Origin of the sequence: Gilliamella sp. B2923 (assembly GCF_026536565.1) — a bacterium.
Classification (GTDB): domain Bacteria; phylum Pseudomonadota; class Gammaproteobacteria; order Enterobacterales; family Orbaceae; genus Gilliamella.
The window spans coordinates 15,587-28,876 of sequence record NZ_JAFNNZ010000011.1; the positions used below are offsets into that span (position 1 = coordinate 15,587).

General features: G+C 35.4%; 12 protein-coding genes. 4 read left to right on the top strand and 8 right to left on the bottom strand.

Features of this window, described 5'->3' with window-relative positions; translation table 11 throughout:
• Window positions 1-2 precede the first annotated feature (2 nt).
• Window positions 3-1,025, top strand: coding sequence for a tRNA pseudouridine(13) synthase TruD (truD, locus tag J3U42_RS10580; RefSeq protein ID WP_267329267.1), 1,023 nt, complete (start codon window positions 3-5; stop codon window positions 1,023-1,025).
• A 5-nt stretch (window positions 1,026-1,030) separates the two neighbouring features.
• Window positions 1,031-1,657, top strand: coding sequence for a protein-L-isoaspartate(D-aspartate) O-methyltransferase (locus tag J3U42_RS10585; protein ID WP_220219135.1), 627 nt, complete (start codon window positions 1,031-1,033; stop codon window positions 1,655-1,657).
• Between the two features lie 112 nt (window positions 1,658-1,769).
• Here J3U42_RS10585 and pnuC read toward each other — a convergent pair whose 3' ends face one another.
• Window positions 1,770-2,462: a nicotinamide riboside transporter PnuC gene (pnuC, locus tag J3U42_RS10590; protein WP_267329268.1), complete on the bottom strand. Its 693-nt coding sequence runs from the start codon at window positions 2,460-2,462 to the stop codon at window positions 1,770-1,772.
• Window positions 2,463-2,464: 2 nt separating this feature from the next.
• Window positions 2,465-3,700 carry a multifunctional transcriptional regulator/nicotinamide-nucleotide adenylyltransferase/ribosylnicotinamide kinase NadR gene (gene nadR / locus J3U42_RS10595; protein WP_267336434.1) on the bottom strand — a complete coding sequence of 412 codons (1,236 nt, stop codon included), beginning with the start codon at window positions 3,698-3,700 and terminating at the stop codon, window positions 2,465-2,467.
• A 214-nt stretch (window positions 3,701-3,914) separates the two neighbouring features.
• Here nadR and J3U42_RS10600 point away from each other — a divergent pair, with 214 nt between their 5' ends.
• Window positions 3,915-5,495 (top strand): mucoidy inhibitor MuiA family protein, encoded by a 1,581-nt coding sequence (locus tag J3U42_RS10600; RefSeq protein ID WP_267329269.1) that lies wholly within the window; start codon window positions 3,915-3,917, stop codon window positions 5,493-5,495.
• Between the two features lie 23 nt (window positions 5,496-5,518).
• Entirely contained in the window at window positions 5,519-7,372 is a 1,854-nt protein-coding gene (gene recD, locus J3U42_RS10605; protein WP_267329270.1) for an exodeoxyribonuclease V subunit alpha, read from the top strand.
• A gap of 100 nt (window positions 7,373-7,472) precedes the next feature.
• On the opposite strand, the gene J3U42_RS10610 is transcribed toward recD, so the two are convergent.
• From J3U42_RS10610 to corC, 6 genes are all read right to left on the bottom strand, one after another.
• Window positions 7,473-8,198 carry an amino acid ABC transporter ATP-binding protein gene (locus J3U42_RS10610; protein WP_267329271.1) on the bottom strand — a complete coding sequence of 242 codons (726 nt, stop codon included), beginning with the start codon at window positions 8,196-8,198 and terminating at the stop codon, window positions 7,473-7,475.
• On the bottom strand, window positions 8,195-8,896 hold the full coding sequence (locus J3U42_RS10615) for an ABC transporter permease subunit (protein ID WP_220219141.1): 702 nt from the start codon (window positions 8,894-8,896) through the stop codon (window positions 8,195-8,197). Before J3U42_RS10615 ends, J3U42_RS10610 begins: the two co-directional genes overlap by 4 nt.
• 1 nt (window position 8,897) lies before the next feature.
• Window positions 8,898-9,632, bottom strand: a complete 735-nt coding sequence (locus tag J3U42_RS10620; RefSeq protein WP_267329272.1) for an amino acid ABC transporter permease — start codon at window positions 9,630-9,632, stop codon at window positions 8,898-8,900.
• Between the two features lie 83 nt (window positions 9,633-9,715).
• Window positions 9,716-10,624: a glutamate/aspartate ABC transporter substrate-binding protein gene (locus J3U42_RS10625; RefSeq protein ID WP_267329273.1), complete on the bottom strand. Its 909-nt coding sequence runs from the start codon at window positions 10,622-10,624 to the stop codon at window positions 9,716-9,718.
• Window positions 10,625-10,845: 221 nt separating this feature from the next.
• On the bottom strand, window positions 10,846-12,390 hold the full coding sequence (lnt, locus tag J3U42_RS10630; RefSeq protein WP_267336435.1) for an apolipoprotein N-acyltransferase: 1,545 nt from the start codon (window positions 12,388-12,390) through the stop codon (window positions 10,846-10,848).
• Complete coding sequence (corC, locus tag J3U42_RS10635) at window positions 12,383-13,255, bottom strand: CNNM family magnesium/cobalt transport protein CorC (protein WP_220219145.1); 873 nt, start codon at window positions 13,253-13,255, stop codon at window positions 12,383-12,385. The genes lnt and corC overlap by 8 nt, the downstream gene beginning before the upstream one ends.
• Window positions 13,256-13,290 lie beyond the last annotated feature (35 nt).

Below are 13,290 nucleotides of genomic sequence, written 5' to 3' on the forward strand. Positions count from 1 at the left end.
ACGTGTTAGCAGAACTAAATTATTTTTATGGGAAACCAACCACAGCTGGAATTTATAAGCAACAATATGAAGATTTTATTGTTCAAGAAGAGCTAGGCTTTGAGCTTACTGGGGAAGGTGAACATGTTCTTGTTTATCTTAAAAAAAGAGATTGCAATACGGTTTTTGTTGCAGAGCAATTGGCAAAATATGTTGGTATTGCCGCTAAACAAGTAAGTTACGCTGGATTAAAAGATCGCCAGGCAGTGACTGAACAATGGTTTAGTTTACATATGCCAGGACAAGAAACGCCCGATTTTACCAATTTTGACTTAGCGGGTTGTCAGATAAAGCGAGTGACTCGACATAACAAAAAACTCAAGATTGGTGCTTTACAGGGCAATCATTTTAAGATTATTTTAAAAGAGTTAAGTCAGCATGCTGAGATAGAAACAAAACTAGCATTAATAAAACAACATGGCGTTCCTAACTATTTTGGTGAACAACGATTTGGGCGTGACCAAAATAATATTGAACAAGCTATCAAATGGGCACAAGGAGAAATATCGGTTAAAGATAGAAAGAAACGTAGTTTTTATTTGTCTGCGGCACGTAGTGCTATCTTTAATGATATTGTTAGTCAACGAATTGAACAGAACATTCATCAAACTGTGCTTGAAGGTGATATATTGCAGCTTGCCAATCGTGGCAGTTGGTTTGTTTCTAAAGCGGATGAAATAGCAACATTACAACAACGCTTGCAACAAGGAGAGATCAATATTACTGCTCCAATGGTTGGTGACTCATCTTTAAATACGCAAGGTGTTGCTTTACAATTTGAGCAAAGCTGTTTGAACAAATGGTCTAATTTTGCTGATCTGTTTAAAAAAGAGCGTCTTGAAACGGCAAGACGATCATTATTACTACGTCCGGAGCAATTAAACTGGCAATGGCTGGGAGAACATAGCCTTGAAATTAGTTTTTATTTGCCATCTGGTAGTTACGCAACAAGTGTGATACGTGAATTGATAATAAGAAATGAGTAACACAAATGCAAAGTTTGAAAATGCAGTCTTTAATTAAATTACTTAAGCAGCAAGGGATAAAAGATAATCGTGTTTTGAGTGCAATTGCTTCAATTCCGCGTGAATTATTTGTTGACGAAGCGCTTTCTCATCAAGCTTACGATAATCGTTCACTGCCAATTGGTAGTGGTCAAACTATTTCTCAGCCTTATATTGTCGCCCGAATGACTGAACTGCTTAGATTAGAGCCAAATTCTAAAGTCCTTGAAATTGGAACAGGTTCCGGCTATCAAACAGCAATATTAGCTAAATTAGTCGATCATGTATGTTCGGTTGAAAGAATTAAAAGCCTACAATGGAACACTAAGCGTCGCTTAAAGCAACTTGATATTCATAATATTTCAACACGTCATGGTAATGGCTGGTTAGGGTGGGCAGAAAGAGGACCATTCGATGGCATAATTGTTACAGCTGCCGCTTCAGAAGTTCCGCAAAACTTGTTAGCACAGCTCGCTAATAAAGGCCGACTAGTGATTCCTGTTGGTGAGAATAAGCAGATTTTGCAATTGATTGAACGTGATGGTGATAACTTTATTTCTAAAAATATGGGGGATGTAAGGTTTGTTCCATTAGTTAAAGGCGATATTGCATAAACTAGCCACCAGTTAGAATGATGGCTTTTATGACTATGCTAATAACTTAGTTTTTACTCTTTTAGTGTTAGTACTTTTTTCTTTTGAGTATCGCTAGCAGTATTAACTTAAATCAGCTATTTTTTTGTTCTGATAATTTCCATTCGCAGATACCATAAATCGCATTAAATAAGTAAATCAGATACTGGGTCGCTATCACAATATTATTGGTATAAATATTTAATCCAATGACTAACACATTTAATATTACCCATAAATACCAGTTAAAAGCATATCGCATCATTAACAGTAACTGAGCAACCACGCCTAAACCAAAAATAAAACTGTTGGTAATAAGTTGATAGATTGTGTTATCAACACTTAATGTGTTGGTCAAATAAACATTGAAAAACACAGCAGCAATCAGGAAAATTATGGAGCAAAGAAATATGTGTTCATTTAACGAACGTACTTTGACCTTGTCATTATTGTCTTGATTTTTATTCCAAGTGAACAAGCCATAAATATGTGAACCAAAATAATAAAATGTTGGTAACCCAGCCCCGATATTGCCACCTAAAAAGTTGGCACAACACTCAGCCATCACAGCCAGCATTCCAACAACGTTGCCCATATTCTTACGTTTGGCTAATAAAATAACACATAATAAACCACACACAGCACCGATGTAAGAAACAGAGTAACGTAAATCTAATTGTTCAAAAGGGTCGGTAAATAAAAAGGCGATAGTGACACAAAGTATACAAAAGTACGGATATAACTTGTTGCGTCCTACTGATATAACTATTTGGCTTAATTTATTCATAATTAATACTCTTCATCATTAATAAGTTGATTAACCAATTCGATACTGCGTAAGTAACGTTCTTCATAATCGGGTGAATCTATTTGAATATAGTTAATATTATTTTTTTCTAACAATGTAATAAGCAATTGTTGAAAATCTTTACGTTGTTTTGGGCTGCCTAAATGTCGTAAACCGTCTGCGACCCAAGGGGTATTGTTGCCCAATAAAATGACCAAATCGAAACGATAGTTGTTGATCATTGCTTGTAGGAAAGGATGCTCTTTGCCTTCATATTTTTTACAAAAGGCTTGAGTGGTGACAAAATCGGTGTCGATAAACGAAACCTTATTTGCATGTTTTATTGCAAAATCAATGTATTGAGCGTGACCAAGCGCAATTTTATCATAATCGGCATATTGTAAAGCTCTTTCATCCCCACCAAGTTGAGAAAAAACGTAATCTCGGCCGTATTCCCAAGCACTGGTAGTATTAAATACGTTTGCTAATTTATTGACCAAGGTTGATTTACCACTTGATTCACCACCTAGTATTGCGACAGTTCTTACAAAAAAGGGTCTTACTTCAGTTGGAATATATTGCCAATTTTTTAATGGTGCTCGCCTGATTTGAGTGCCGCTCACTTGCATAAATTGCCGCGTAGGATCGATTAGCACTGTCTCTAAATCAAATAAGTCTTTATACATCGCAACATCTTGCGGTTCGCTCGAGTAGACACAGTTAGGTTTAATGCCTTTTTCTCTAAATAATTTTTTAACACGTTCACTCCATTGATGCCAACCGTTAGGGTAAGCAGGAATACCGTCTTCTTCTAAAAGCTCTATATGGATGTTTTTCTGATACTTAAACGTTTGTAACAGCCACCGAATTCTATCGTTAATTGTTGGTTGGCGAGACATCGCACTTTGTTCAAACAATGCCATATCTCGGTTAGTATCAGAGCAGAGAACAACGTAAAGTTCATCTACTTGACTAATTGCTCGTTGAATAAGATAGATGTGTCCGGTATGCAAAGGATAAAATTTACCAAAAATAACACCAATTTTTTTATCTTTGGCGGATTCTTCGACTTGTAAGTACTGATGAAGTGAATGTAGTTTTTGTGCGCTAGGATTCTTAATTTTGTCATTAACAAGTTGACTTAAATAACCTTTTGTCATTTGACAGGCATCAGCAACAGTTTGTAGGGATAAATTTTTGCGTTTTATTGCTTTTTTTAAATAACTGAAGCTATTCATTTTGTTTCCTTCTCTGTTTTTTATTTGTAACAAAATTTACATTATTTTTATTAAATGTTCAATATATTAAACAAAAATAATTAATATTAATGATTTTGTGTTTTTAGGGAATTAGACATACAATGATTTTGTGTTCTAGCTCTTTATTCATTTTGTTGATAAAAATGTTCTTATCAACTTTATTATTATGATTATATTTAAGGAAAGGAATTACATGAAAATTAAAACAGTTGTGCTTTTGATCGCTTGCTTCTCCGGAAGTGCTTTTGCAGATAATAATGTGACGCTAAATAAAGTAACATTATTTTTGAAAGGTGCAGAATTGGAAGGAGAGTCTAGGGTCTCATTAAAAAAAGGTGAAAATCAATTAGTTTTAACCAATATTGCAAATGGCACAAGAGCTAACTCCATTAATGTAGGATTTGACGATAATGACGTAAGAGTTTTATCAACGTCATTAAATGAAAATTATATTGATAATAAACAAAACGATGATGCAAAGCCATTACTTGAAAAGTTAAAACAGTTACAAGAAAAATACGATAACACTGAAATTCAACTGCAAGCAACAACCGAACAAGTCACTCTTTTACGTGGAAATCATTTGGAATTGCTATCAAAAGGGGCAAATAGTAATGTAACTGAATTAAAAAATATGTTGGAGTTTATTAAAACTAATTTAATTACTGCTTTAAGTGAAGAATACAAATTACAGAAAGAAATCGACCAATTGAAAGAGCAAATTCTAAAATGCCAAGAGGAGATTACGAATTTAGAAGAATCAACCAAAAACTCAACTAATGCAATTAATGTGACGGTTTATTCGAATAAAGATATCACTTTACCAATTAGATTATCTTATGTCACCAATGTTGCTGGTTGGAGTCCTGCATATGACGTACGAGTTGATGATATAAATTCACCAATGTATTTAACATATAAAGCTGATATCTATCAAAATAGTGGCCTGGATTGGAAAGATGTTGATTTTATTTTATCCACATCTAATCCAAGTAAAGGGATAACTGCTCCTTTTTTCCTGCCATGGTATATTGAAACGGTGAGCAGTAAAGGGTATAAAAAACTGGCAGCTGACGACTTTGGCGACAGCAATCGTTACAGCAGTTATTCGAATCAAGTTAATTCAAATGTAAATAATGTTACGGTTAATACTTTAGGTATTAATACCATTTTTAAGGTTAATTTACCCAATACTATAAAATCCAATTCTAAAAATAATATGCTAACTTTGCAAACTAAAGAAGTTGAAGCAAAATATCAATATGTTGCATTACCAAAATTGGATAATGGTGTTTATTTGCAAGCAAAAGTCGCAGATTGGGAAAAACTTAATCTCCTACCAGGTAAATTAACAGTATTTTTTGCGGGTAATTATATTGGTGAGAGTTATATTAATACTGAGGATTTGCCAGATACACTTGATATTGCTCTGGGACATGATAAAAATATTTATGTTTCACGTAATCGCAATGTGAATGAAACATCTAAACCTTCATTTTTTGGTAACGATATTACACAAAAATATGCTTATACTATAAATGTAAAAAATGCTAAATCATTACCGATAGATATTATGGTTTATGACCAACTACCGGTAATTAGAGATAAAATTATATCACTTAATGATACCAAATATGATGGCGCCGAATATGACCAAACAACAGGCAAACTCTCGTGGCAATTGAAGTTAAACCCAAGTGAAAGTAAAACTCTAAATTTAAGTTTCAAACTGACTTATCCTAAAGATCGAGTTGACGATATAATAGGGTTATAATTTCATTAAAACAGAAACAAAGTATGCTAAATCAGTGGTTAAACCAATTTAAACAAGACAGCCAAATCAGTTTGCTTGATATTCATTTGGTTGTGTTTTTAACTAACAAAGCTAAGTTGCATGATGAGTTAATCCTCAAACGTTTTAGCTTTTTGGTGCTATCACTGAGTAAAGAGGTAAGGTCAGGGCATGTCTGCCTTGATCTTACCAACTTGAACCAACAAACTATAGCGCCAGATGTCTGGCTGGATTTAGCTTCACCTACAACAAAGGATTGGCTAGATGCATTAGATCATGCTCAACATACACAAGTTGTGAGTGATGGCTCTAAACTTTCCCCCCTTATTCTTATCGATAATAAACTTTATTTTCAACGAATGTGGCACGATGAAAAGCAAGTAGCACAGTATTTTAATTGTAATGAGTTGACTGAAAATTCAGGGAACAATGTTGATTTGAAGTTAATATTAGACCAACTTTTTACCGACCGCCAAACTTTTATTGATTGGCAAAAAGTTGCCGTTGCGGTGGCATTGACTCGTAAAGTTGCCATTATATCCGGCGGGCCGGGAACCGGTAAAACCACCACGGTAGCAAAAATTTTAGCCGGAATCGTCTTAACTCAACCGAATGCAAGAATTGTGACCGCTGCACCGACGGGTAAAGCTGCTTCAAGACTGACAGAATCACTTAGTCGTGCTATTTCGCAACTCTCCTTTGATCATTTAAACATTAAAGCTGAAGCAGTGACGCTACATCGATTACTTGGTGCGAAGGCAGATAATCGTGAATTTAGTTATAATAAAAATAATCCCTTGAATATTGATGTGTTAGTGGTAGATGAAGCATCAATGGTTGATTTAAATATGATGGCAAGAATTATCGATGCTTTGCCTAAAAACGCACGCTTGATATTATTAGGTGATAAAGATCAGCTCTCCTCAGTTGAAGCCGGCGCAGTATTTGGTGACTTATGTGAATTTATCTCAACCGGATATAGCCCCGCTCGTGCAGAACAATTAAGCCAACTAACGGGTTATGCTATTCCATCGAGTCAACAAGTGGCCATAATAACCGATAGTATTTGTTTATTACAAAAGAGCTATCGATTCAATGAATCATCCGGAATAGGATTACTGGCTAATGCGGTTAAAGAAGGGCAAGTAGCCACCGCTAAAAAGCTTTTAGCTGATAGATTATTTCATGATATTCATTACCACCTTTTAACTTCCCAGCACGCATATGAAGCAGTATTGCATGATTGTGTTGACCATTATAAAAGTTATTTAACTGCTATCAATCCTAGAGGCAATAATGATATTGCTGACATTTTAGAAAAATTTGCTCAGTACCGGTTACTTTGCGCGGTACGTGAAGGCATGTTTGGTGTTGAAGGATTAAACAAACAAATCGAATCACTGTTAGCCGAAAAAAGATTAATTCATTTGAAAAACAAAGAAGCTTGGTATGTTGGCCGACCAATTATGATCTTGCGTAATAGCTCATCGTTAGGCTTATATAATGGCGATATTGGCATTACGTTAATGGCAGAACATGATAATACTAAACTGCGAGTCTATTTTCCTTTTGCTGACGGATCGATTAAGGGATTTTCGCCTTTTCGACTACCGGAACATGAAACAGCTTATGCGATGACGATTCATAAATCTCAAGGTTCAGAGTTTGATAAGGTCAATATTATTTTACCTACCGATTATTCACCACTGCTCAATCGTTCATTGCTTTATACAGCAATTACACGTGCTAAAAAATCTGTATCCATTTACGCTAATGAACAGATCTTATCACAAGCAATCAAAACACAAACCGTTAGACATAGCGGATTAGTTAATTTATTAGAAAATAAACAATCGTAATATTACGTTTTGAGGCTTGTAGCACAATCCAAACGGCGAACTAAAAACTACAAATATTGCGAGATATAAAAAAACAGGGCAATTTGCCCTGTGTAATTGATTAGTGAATAATCTTGGCTAAAAAGTCTTTAGCACGATCAGATTGAGGATTGGTAAAGAATTGCTCTTTAGAGGTATCTTCAATAATTTCACCGGCATCCATAAAAATGACACGATGCGCAACTTTTCGAGCAAAGCCCATTTCGTGGGTTACAACCATCATTGTCATGCCTTCATACGCAAGCTCAACCATAACATCAAGTACTTCGTTAACCATTTCTGGATCGAGCGCTGATGTTGGTTCATCAAATAACATAACGATTGGATCCATGCAAAGTGCGCGAGCTATAGCGACACGTTGTTGCTGACCGCCCGATAGCTGTGCAGGGTATTTATCTGCGTGGGCAAGTAAGCCGACTCGCTCAAGAAGGTTTAACGCTTTATCACGAGCTTCATCTTCAGCTCTACCTAATACTTTGATTTGAGCAAGCGTAAGATTTTTTAAAATTGTTAAATGTGGAAACAGTTCAAAATGTTGGAATACCATACCCACTTTAGAACGTAATTTAGCTAAATTAGTGGATTTGCTCGTTACTTCTGTTCCATCAATAATGATTTTACCTTGTTGAACTGGCTCTAAACCATTTACCGTTTTTATTAGTGTGGATTTTCCAGAACCTGAAGGTCCACAAACAACAACAACTTCGCCTTTACCGACTTTGGTACTACAGTTTTTTAAAACTTGAAATTGTCCATACCATTTTGATACATTTTCTAAGGAGATCATCGACTTATCCCTTTCTTGAAATAATTAACTAAACGTGAAGCAGTAAAACAAATTATAAAGTAACTTGCCGCTGCAAATATAATCATTGAATATTTAACTGTACCACCTTGTACATTACCGATTTGCGTCACACTTGCGCCAAATAAGTCGATTAAACTCATGACATAAACAAGCGAAGTATCCTGGAACAAGATAATACCTTGAGTTAATAATAGTGGCACCATCGATCTAAATGCTTGCGGCAGAATAATTAAACGCATAGCCTGACCTTTTGTCATACCGAGTGCATAGGCGGCGTGATATTGGCCTTTTGTAACTGCATTGATACCAGCACGAATGATCTCTGAATAATATGCCGCTTCGAAAAGGGCAAAAGCGATCATCGCTGAGACAATTCGTACATCTGCATAAGGCGGCAGATTAAAGACGAATTTTATTACTTGTGGTAACGCTAAATAGAACCATAACAATACTAATAATAATGGAATGGAACGAAATAAATTAACATAACATTTTGCAAAAATATTAAGAAATTTATTATTTGATAGGCGCATTAATGCTAAGACTGTTCCCCAAATAATGCCGAAAATAACAGCAATCAAAGTAATTTTAGTCGTTAACCATAATCCGCTTAATAATAGATGATAATTATCGCTTACCAGTGAAGGTATATTGGCAATCCAAGTATATAACTGCATATTATCCTCCGTGACTCATGTTTGGCAAACGAGTATGTTTCTCAACAATTCGCATAATGGTAAGTACAGCATAGTTAATAAGCATAAAGGCAATTGTTACACCACACAATATTTCAACAATACTATTGGTCGATTCATTGATGCGATCAATTTGTCCAATCAAGTCAATTAACCCAATGGTTGATGCAACAGAGGAATTTTTAATAATATTGGTCATTTCCGAAGTTAATGGTGGAATAATACGCCTGTAAGCATTTGGTAATAATACGTACTGATAAGCTTGTCGGTTTGTTAAACCAAGCGCAATTGCGGCATATCTTTGTCCTTTTGGCAAAGTTTGAATACCGGTTCTGACCTGTTCAGCAATACGAGCAGAGGTAAATAAACCTAAAGCAATTGATGCTGTAATAAATGAACTGATATTTGGTGATAATCCCGAAATAAACCAAGTTTTTAAACTCCCGGTCAATAATTCAGGTAGTATCATGTACCATAAAAACATTTGAACAAGTAAGGGAATATTACGAAACAGCTGAATGTAGCCAGCGGCAAATTTATTTAAAAATTTGTTGTCCAATGTTCTGCATATACCGACAAAAGACCCTAACACAAATGCAATAATCCATGCGGTAACGGCTAATGAAACTGTGACAAAAATACCGTCCAACAACCAGTTTAGGTAAATTCCGTCACCATAAGGGGTGGGTTCAAAAAATAGTGTCCAATTAAAACTCATAATATATTTAATTCACTAAATTAGATTATGTACTAAATGCCAATTACATTTAGTACACAGGATTAGAAAGAATAAGAAAAGTATTAATCTAATGCTTTATCGTTAGGATTTGCAAAAAGCTCAACCATTTTAGGTGAAATTTCCAGATCCATATTTGCGCCTTTTGGCGGTACTGGTTGAGTAAACCATTTGTTATATGATTCCAGTGCTTTTCCTGATATTTGAGCATCAGCAATGGTTTTATCCATTAATTGTTTAAATTGAGTATCGCCTTTTCTTAACATACAGCCATAAGATTCATAAGATAACGGTTCGCCAACAATTTTCCATTCTGTTGGGTTAATTGCGCGAGAACGTTCACCAGCAAGCAAAGCATCATCCATTAAAAATGCTACTGCACGACCAGTTTCAAGAGCATTAAATGCATCACCATGATCTTTTGGCGTAATAATACGAATGCCTAAGCCTTCTTTACTATTGATTTGATTTAAACGAATTTCAGAAGTTGTACCTGCTGTGGTAACGACATTTTTACCTTTAAGATCTTCAATACTTTTAATGTCGCTATCAGCTTTCACTAAGAAACGTGTACCAACAATAAAGATGCTGTTCGAAAAATCAACCGTTTTTTGGCGTTCAAGATTGTTAGTGGTCGAACCGCATTCAAAATCATAAGTGTAGTTATTAAGTAGTTGAATACGAGTCTTAGAAGTAACAGGTAAATATTTTACTTTTAGATCTGGTAAATTTAACTCTTTTTTAACTGCTTCTACAATCAGATTCGAATAATCTTGTGAATAGCCAATGACCTCTTGTTTTTCACCATAGTAGGAAAATGGAATAGAAGATTCACGATGACCAACAACAATCACACCACTATCTTTAATTTTGGCTAAAGTACCAGTTAGTTCTTCTGCAACCGCTGATCCGCTAATTAGACCTAACATTGCAAATGATAATACTAATTTGGTTAATTTTGTCTTCTTGTTCATACTCATCTCCTACTGTTTAATTTGTATCATATTAAATTTATTTAATATTTTTACAAAGGGCGTATATTATAACTTATTTTTTAGCATAAAAGTACTTTTTACTATTTATTTGTAGATAATTGGAGCTAGATACAACGTCAGATTCTGGCATTTTAACAATAGATTTTTACCCAATTTCTTTAGAAACCAATTACATATAAGCAATAATTGTGCCAGTCTTACTAATTATGACGTTTTTTTATAAAAAGTGAGATAAGCATTAAAGATATGATTAAAAAATAGAGCTTATTTCCCCATTTGGCATAAGGAGTTAGACCAGTGGTGGGTGAAATCGTGTCGATTAATACATCAGTTTTAAATTGAGGTAATTGTTTAATGATATTACCTTTATGGTCTATTATCGCTGTAATACCATTATTGGTACTGCGAATTAACGGTCTACCAAACTCTAATGCTCTAGCTTGCGCCATTTGCAAATGCTGCTTAGGCCCAATGCTGTCACCAAACCACGCATCGTTGGAAACGGTTAATAAAAAATCAGTATCAGCCGTGAAATTCTGCCACATTAAATCAGATAAGATGATTTCATAACAGATAGCAGTGGTAAATTTAAATCCTTTCATGGTCAGTGGCGGTTGGTTTACTCCCCCCGGTTGCATCGAGGACATAGGAATATCGAGCATATTGGTCAAAGGTTGAAGTACGGATTCTAAAGGCGTGAATTCACCAAATGGTACTAAATGGTGTTTTTGATAGCGATTAGTTGTTGGATATTGATAAGGTTTTGGTTCTCCTAACACGATCAAGCTATTATAAACTTCGCTAGTTGGGCTGTTTCCAAATTGACTAAAGCGGTAATCAATAATTCCTACAGCGACCTCTGAATCATTCGCTCTGGCTTGATTATCAATATATTGCAAATAGGGTTGCTGGTTGAGTTCATAATCGGTGATACTGGCTTCAGACCAAATAATAATTTTGTTTTTATCTAAGTTGTCTTCGGTCAGCTTAGCGTAGGTTAGTAATGTATTATTCAGTTGCTCAGATGACCAACGTATTGACTGAGCAATGTTTGCTTGCACTAAAACAAAATTGGCTGAACGCTGATTATCAATAGTTGTCCATTGAATATTTTTGAGTGAAATTGGTGCAATTAAGATCACTAACAGTGCAATAATTGCACCAAATGCGTGCCATTTTTGGACTGTTTTAATCAGCTTATGTAAGCTAAAAACTAATAATCCACATAAAATGGTGAAAATAAGATTAAGCCCGTCAATCCCCACAATTGGAAAAAAGTTCCGTAATGGGCTATCAAGTTGGCTGTAACCGAATTGTAGCCAAGCAAAACCAGTAAGAATATAACCACGTAAAAATTCGGTTATTTGCCAAACAATTGGCATTATCAGTACCAGTTGTTTAAACGTAAATGGTTTAGCCACTCTATCAGCTGAGCGAATAAGGAAAGCAAACAGCATTGGAAAGAGTGATAAATATAAAACTAAAAAACCTAAAATAATAACGGCAATAAAGGAGGGGAGTTCGCCATACTGTTTAATACTGAAATATATCCAGTGAATGCCAGCTGAGAAATATCCAATACCCCAGCAAAGTCCTAGAACTAAAGCTTGTTTTTTGGATTTGTTTGCTATTAACCATAACAGTCCGGCAAATGACACAAACGCCAAAGGCCAGATGTGAAAAGGCGCATAGCTAAAAACAGCAATGGCACCGAATACTAGACTGAATAAAATCTGTTTAAGCATGCTCCGGCATCTCTAAATTTGGCACGGTTGCGCCATCAGGTATGGTGACATGTAATTGAATTATTCGTCTTCTATCAACAATTGTGACCTTAAATTGATAGCCGTCAATTGTGATACTTTCACCACGTAAAGGTAAACGACCGAAATGTTGCATCACCAATCCACCAATTGTATCCATTTCATCATCACTAAATGAAGTGGCGAAAATTTCGTTGAAATCTTCAACTGGTGTAAGTGCGCGCACGGTGTAAACCGATTGGCTTAAGCGACGGATATCACGATCTTCAATTTCATCGTATTCATCTTCAATATCACCGACAATAAGCTCTAAAATATCTTCGATAGTGACAAGTCCCGATACCCCGCCAAATTCGTCAATCGCCATTGCCATATGGTAGCGCTGCATACGAAACTCTTTGAGCATATGATCGACACGCTTACTTTCCGGCACAACTACAGTTGGTCTTAAGATCTTTTTTAAATCAAAATCATTAACGCCTTGGCGTATATAGATAAGTAAGTCTTTGGCTAATAAAACACCTTCAATATGATCTCTATCTTCACTAATTACCGGATATCGGGAGTGACCATGTTCAGAAATAATATCTAAACATTCATCAAGTGTATAATTATCTTTAATTGTTACAATTTGAGAGCGGGGAATCATGATATCGCGAACTCGCTGTTCGGCTATATCCATTACACCTTCAATCATATCAAGGGTGTCAGGATCGATAAGCTCGTTTTCTTCTGCTTCACGAATCACTTCAATCAGTTCTTCTTTATCTTTTGGTTCTGAATGGAATAACTGACTTAACCATAAAGTAAACCCTTTTTTTGGGCTCCGGTGATTGTCATCACTCATTTGCTCTTTTCCTTTCTGTCTTGTTGTTTTAAAGA

What these genes read in the sequence shown, in the direction of transcription:
- J3U42_RS10625 (WP_267329273.1), bottom strand. Translation starts at nt 10,624, where the DNA reads ATGAACAAGAAGACAAAATTAACCAAATTAGTATTATCATTTGCAATG.
- pnuC (WP_267329268.1), bottom strand. Translation starts at nt 2,462, where the DNA reads ATGAATAAATTAAGCCAAATAGTTATATCAGTAGGACGCAACAAGTTA.
- J3U42_RS10615 (WP_220219141.1), bottom strand. Translation starts at nt 8,896, where the DNA reads ATGCAGTTATATACTTGGATTGCCAATATACCTTCACTGGTAAGCGAT.
- J3U42_RS10610 (WP_267329271.1), bottom strand. Translation starts at nt 8,198, where the DNA reads ATGATCTCCTTAGAAAATGTATCAAAATGGTATGGACAATTTCAAGTT.
- recD (WP_267329270.1), top strand. Translation starts at nt 5,519, where the DNA reads ATGCTAAATCAGTGGTTAAACCAATTTAAACAAGACAGCCAAATCAGT.
- J3U42_RS10620 (WP_267329272.1), bottom strand. Translation starts at nt 9,632, where the DNA reads ATGAGTTTTAATTGGACACTATTTTTTGAACCCACCCCTTATGGTGAC.
- corC (WP_220219145.1), bottom strand. Translation starts at nt 13,255, where the DNA reads ATGAGTGATGACAATCACCGGAGCCCAAAAAAAGGGTTTACTTTATGG.
- nadR (WP_267336434.1), bottom strand. Translation starts at nt 3,700, where the DNA reads ATGAATAGCTTCAGTTATTTAAAAAAAGCAATAAAACGCAAAAATTTA.
- lnt (WP_267336435.1), bottom strand. Translation starts at nt 12,390, where the DNA reads ATGCTTAAACAGATTTTATTCAGTCTAGTATTCGGTGCCATTGCTGTT.
- J3U42_RS10585 (WP_220219135.1), top strand. Translation starts at nt 1,031, where the DNA reads ATGCAAAGTTTGAAAATGCAGTCTTTAATTAAATTACTTAAGCAGCAA.
- J3U42_RS10600 (WP_267329269.1), top strand. Translation starts at nt 3,915, where the DNA reads ATGAAAATTAAAACAGTTGTGCTTTTGATCGCTTGCTTCTCCGGAAGT.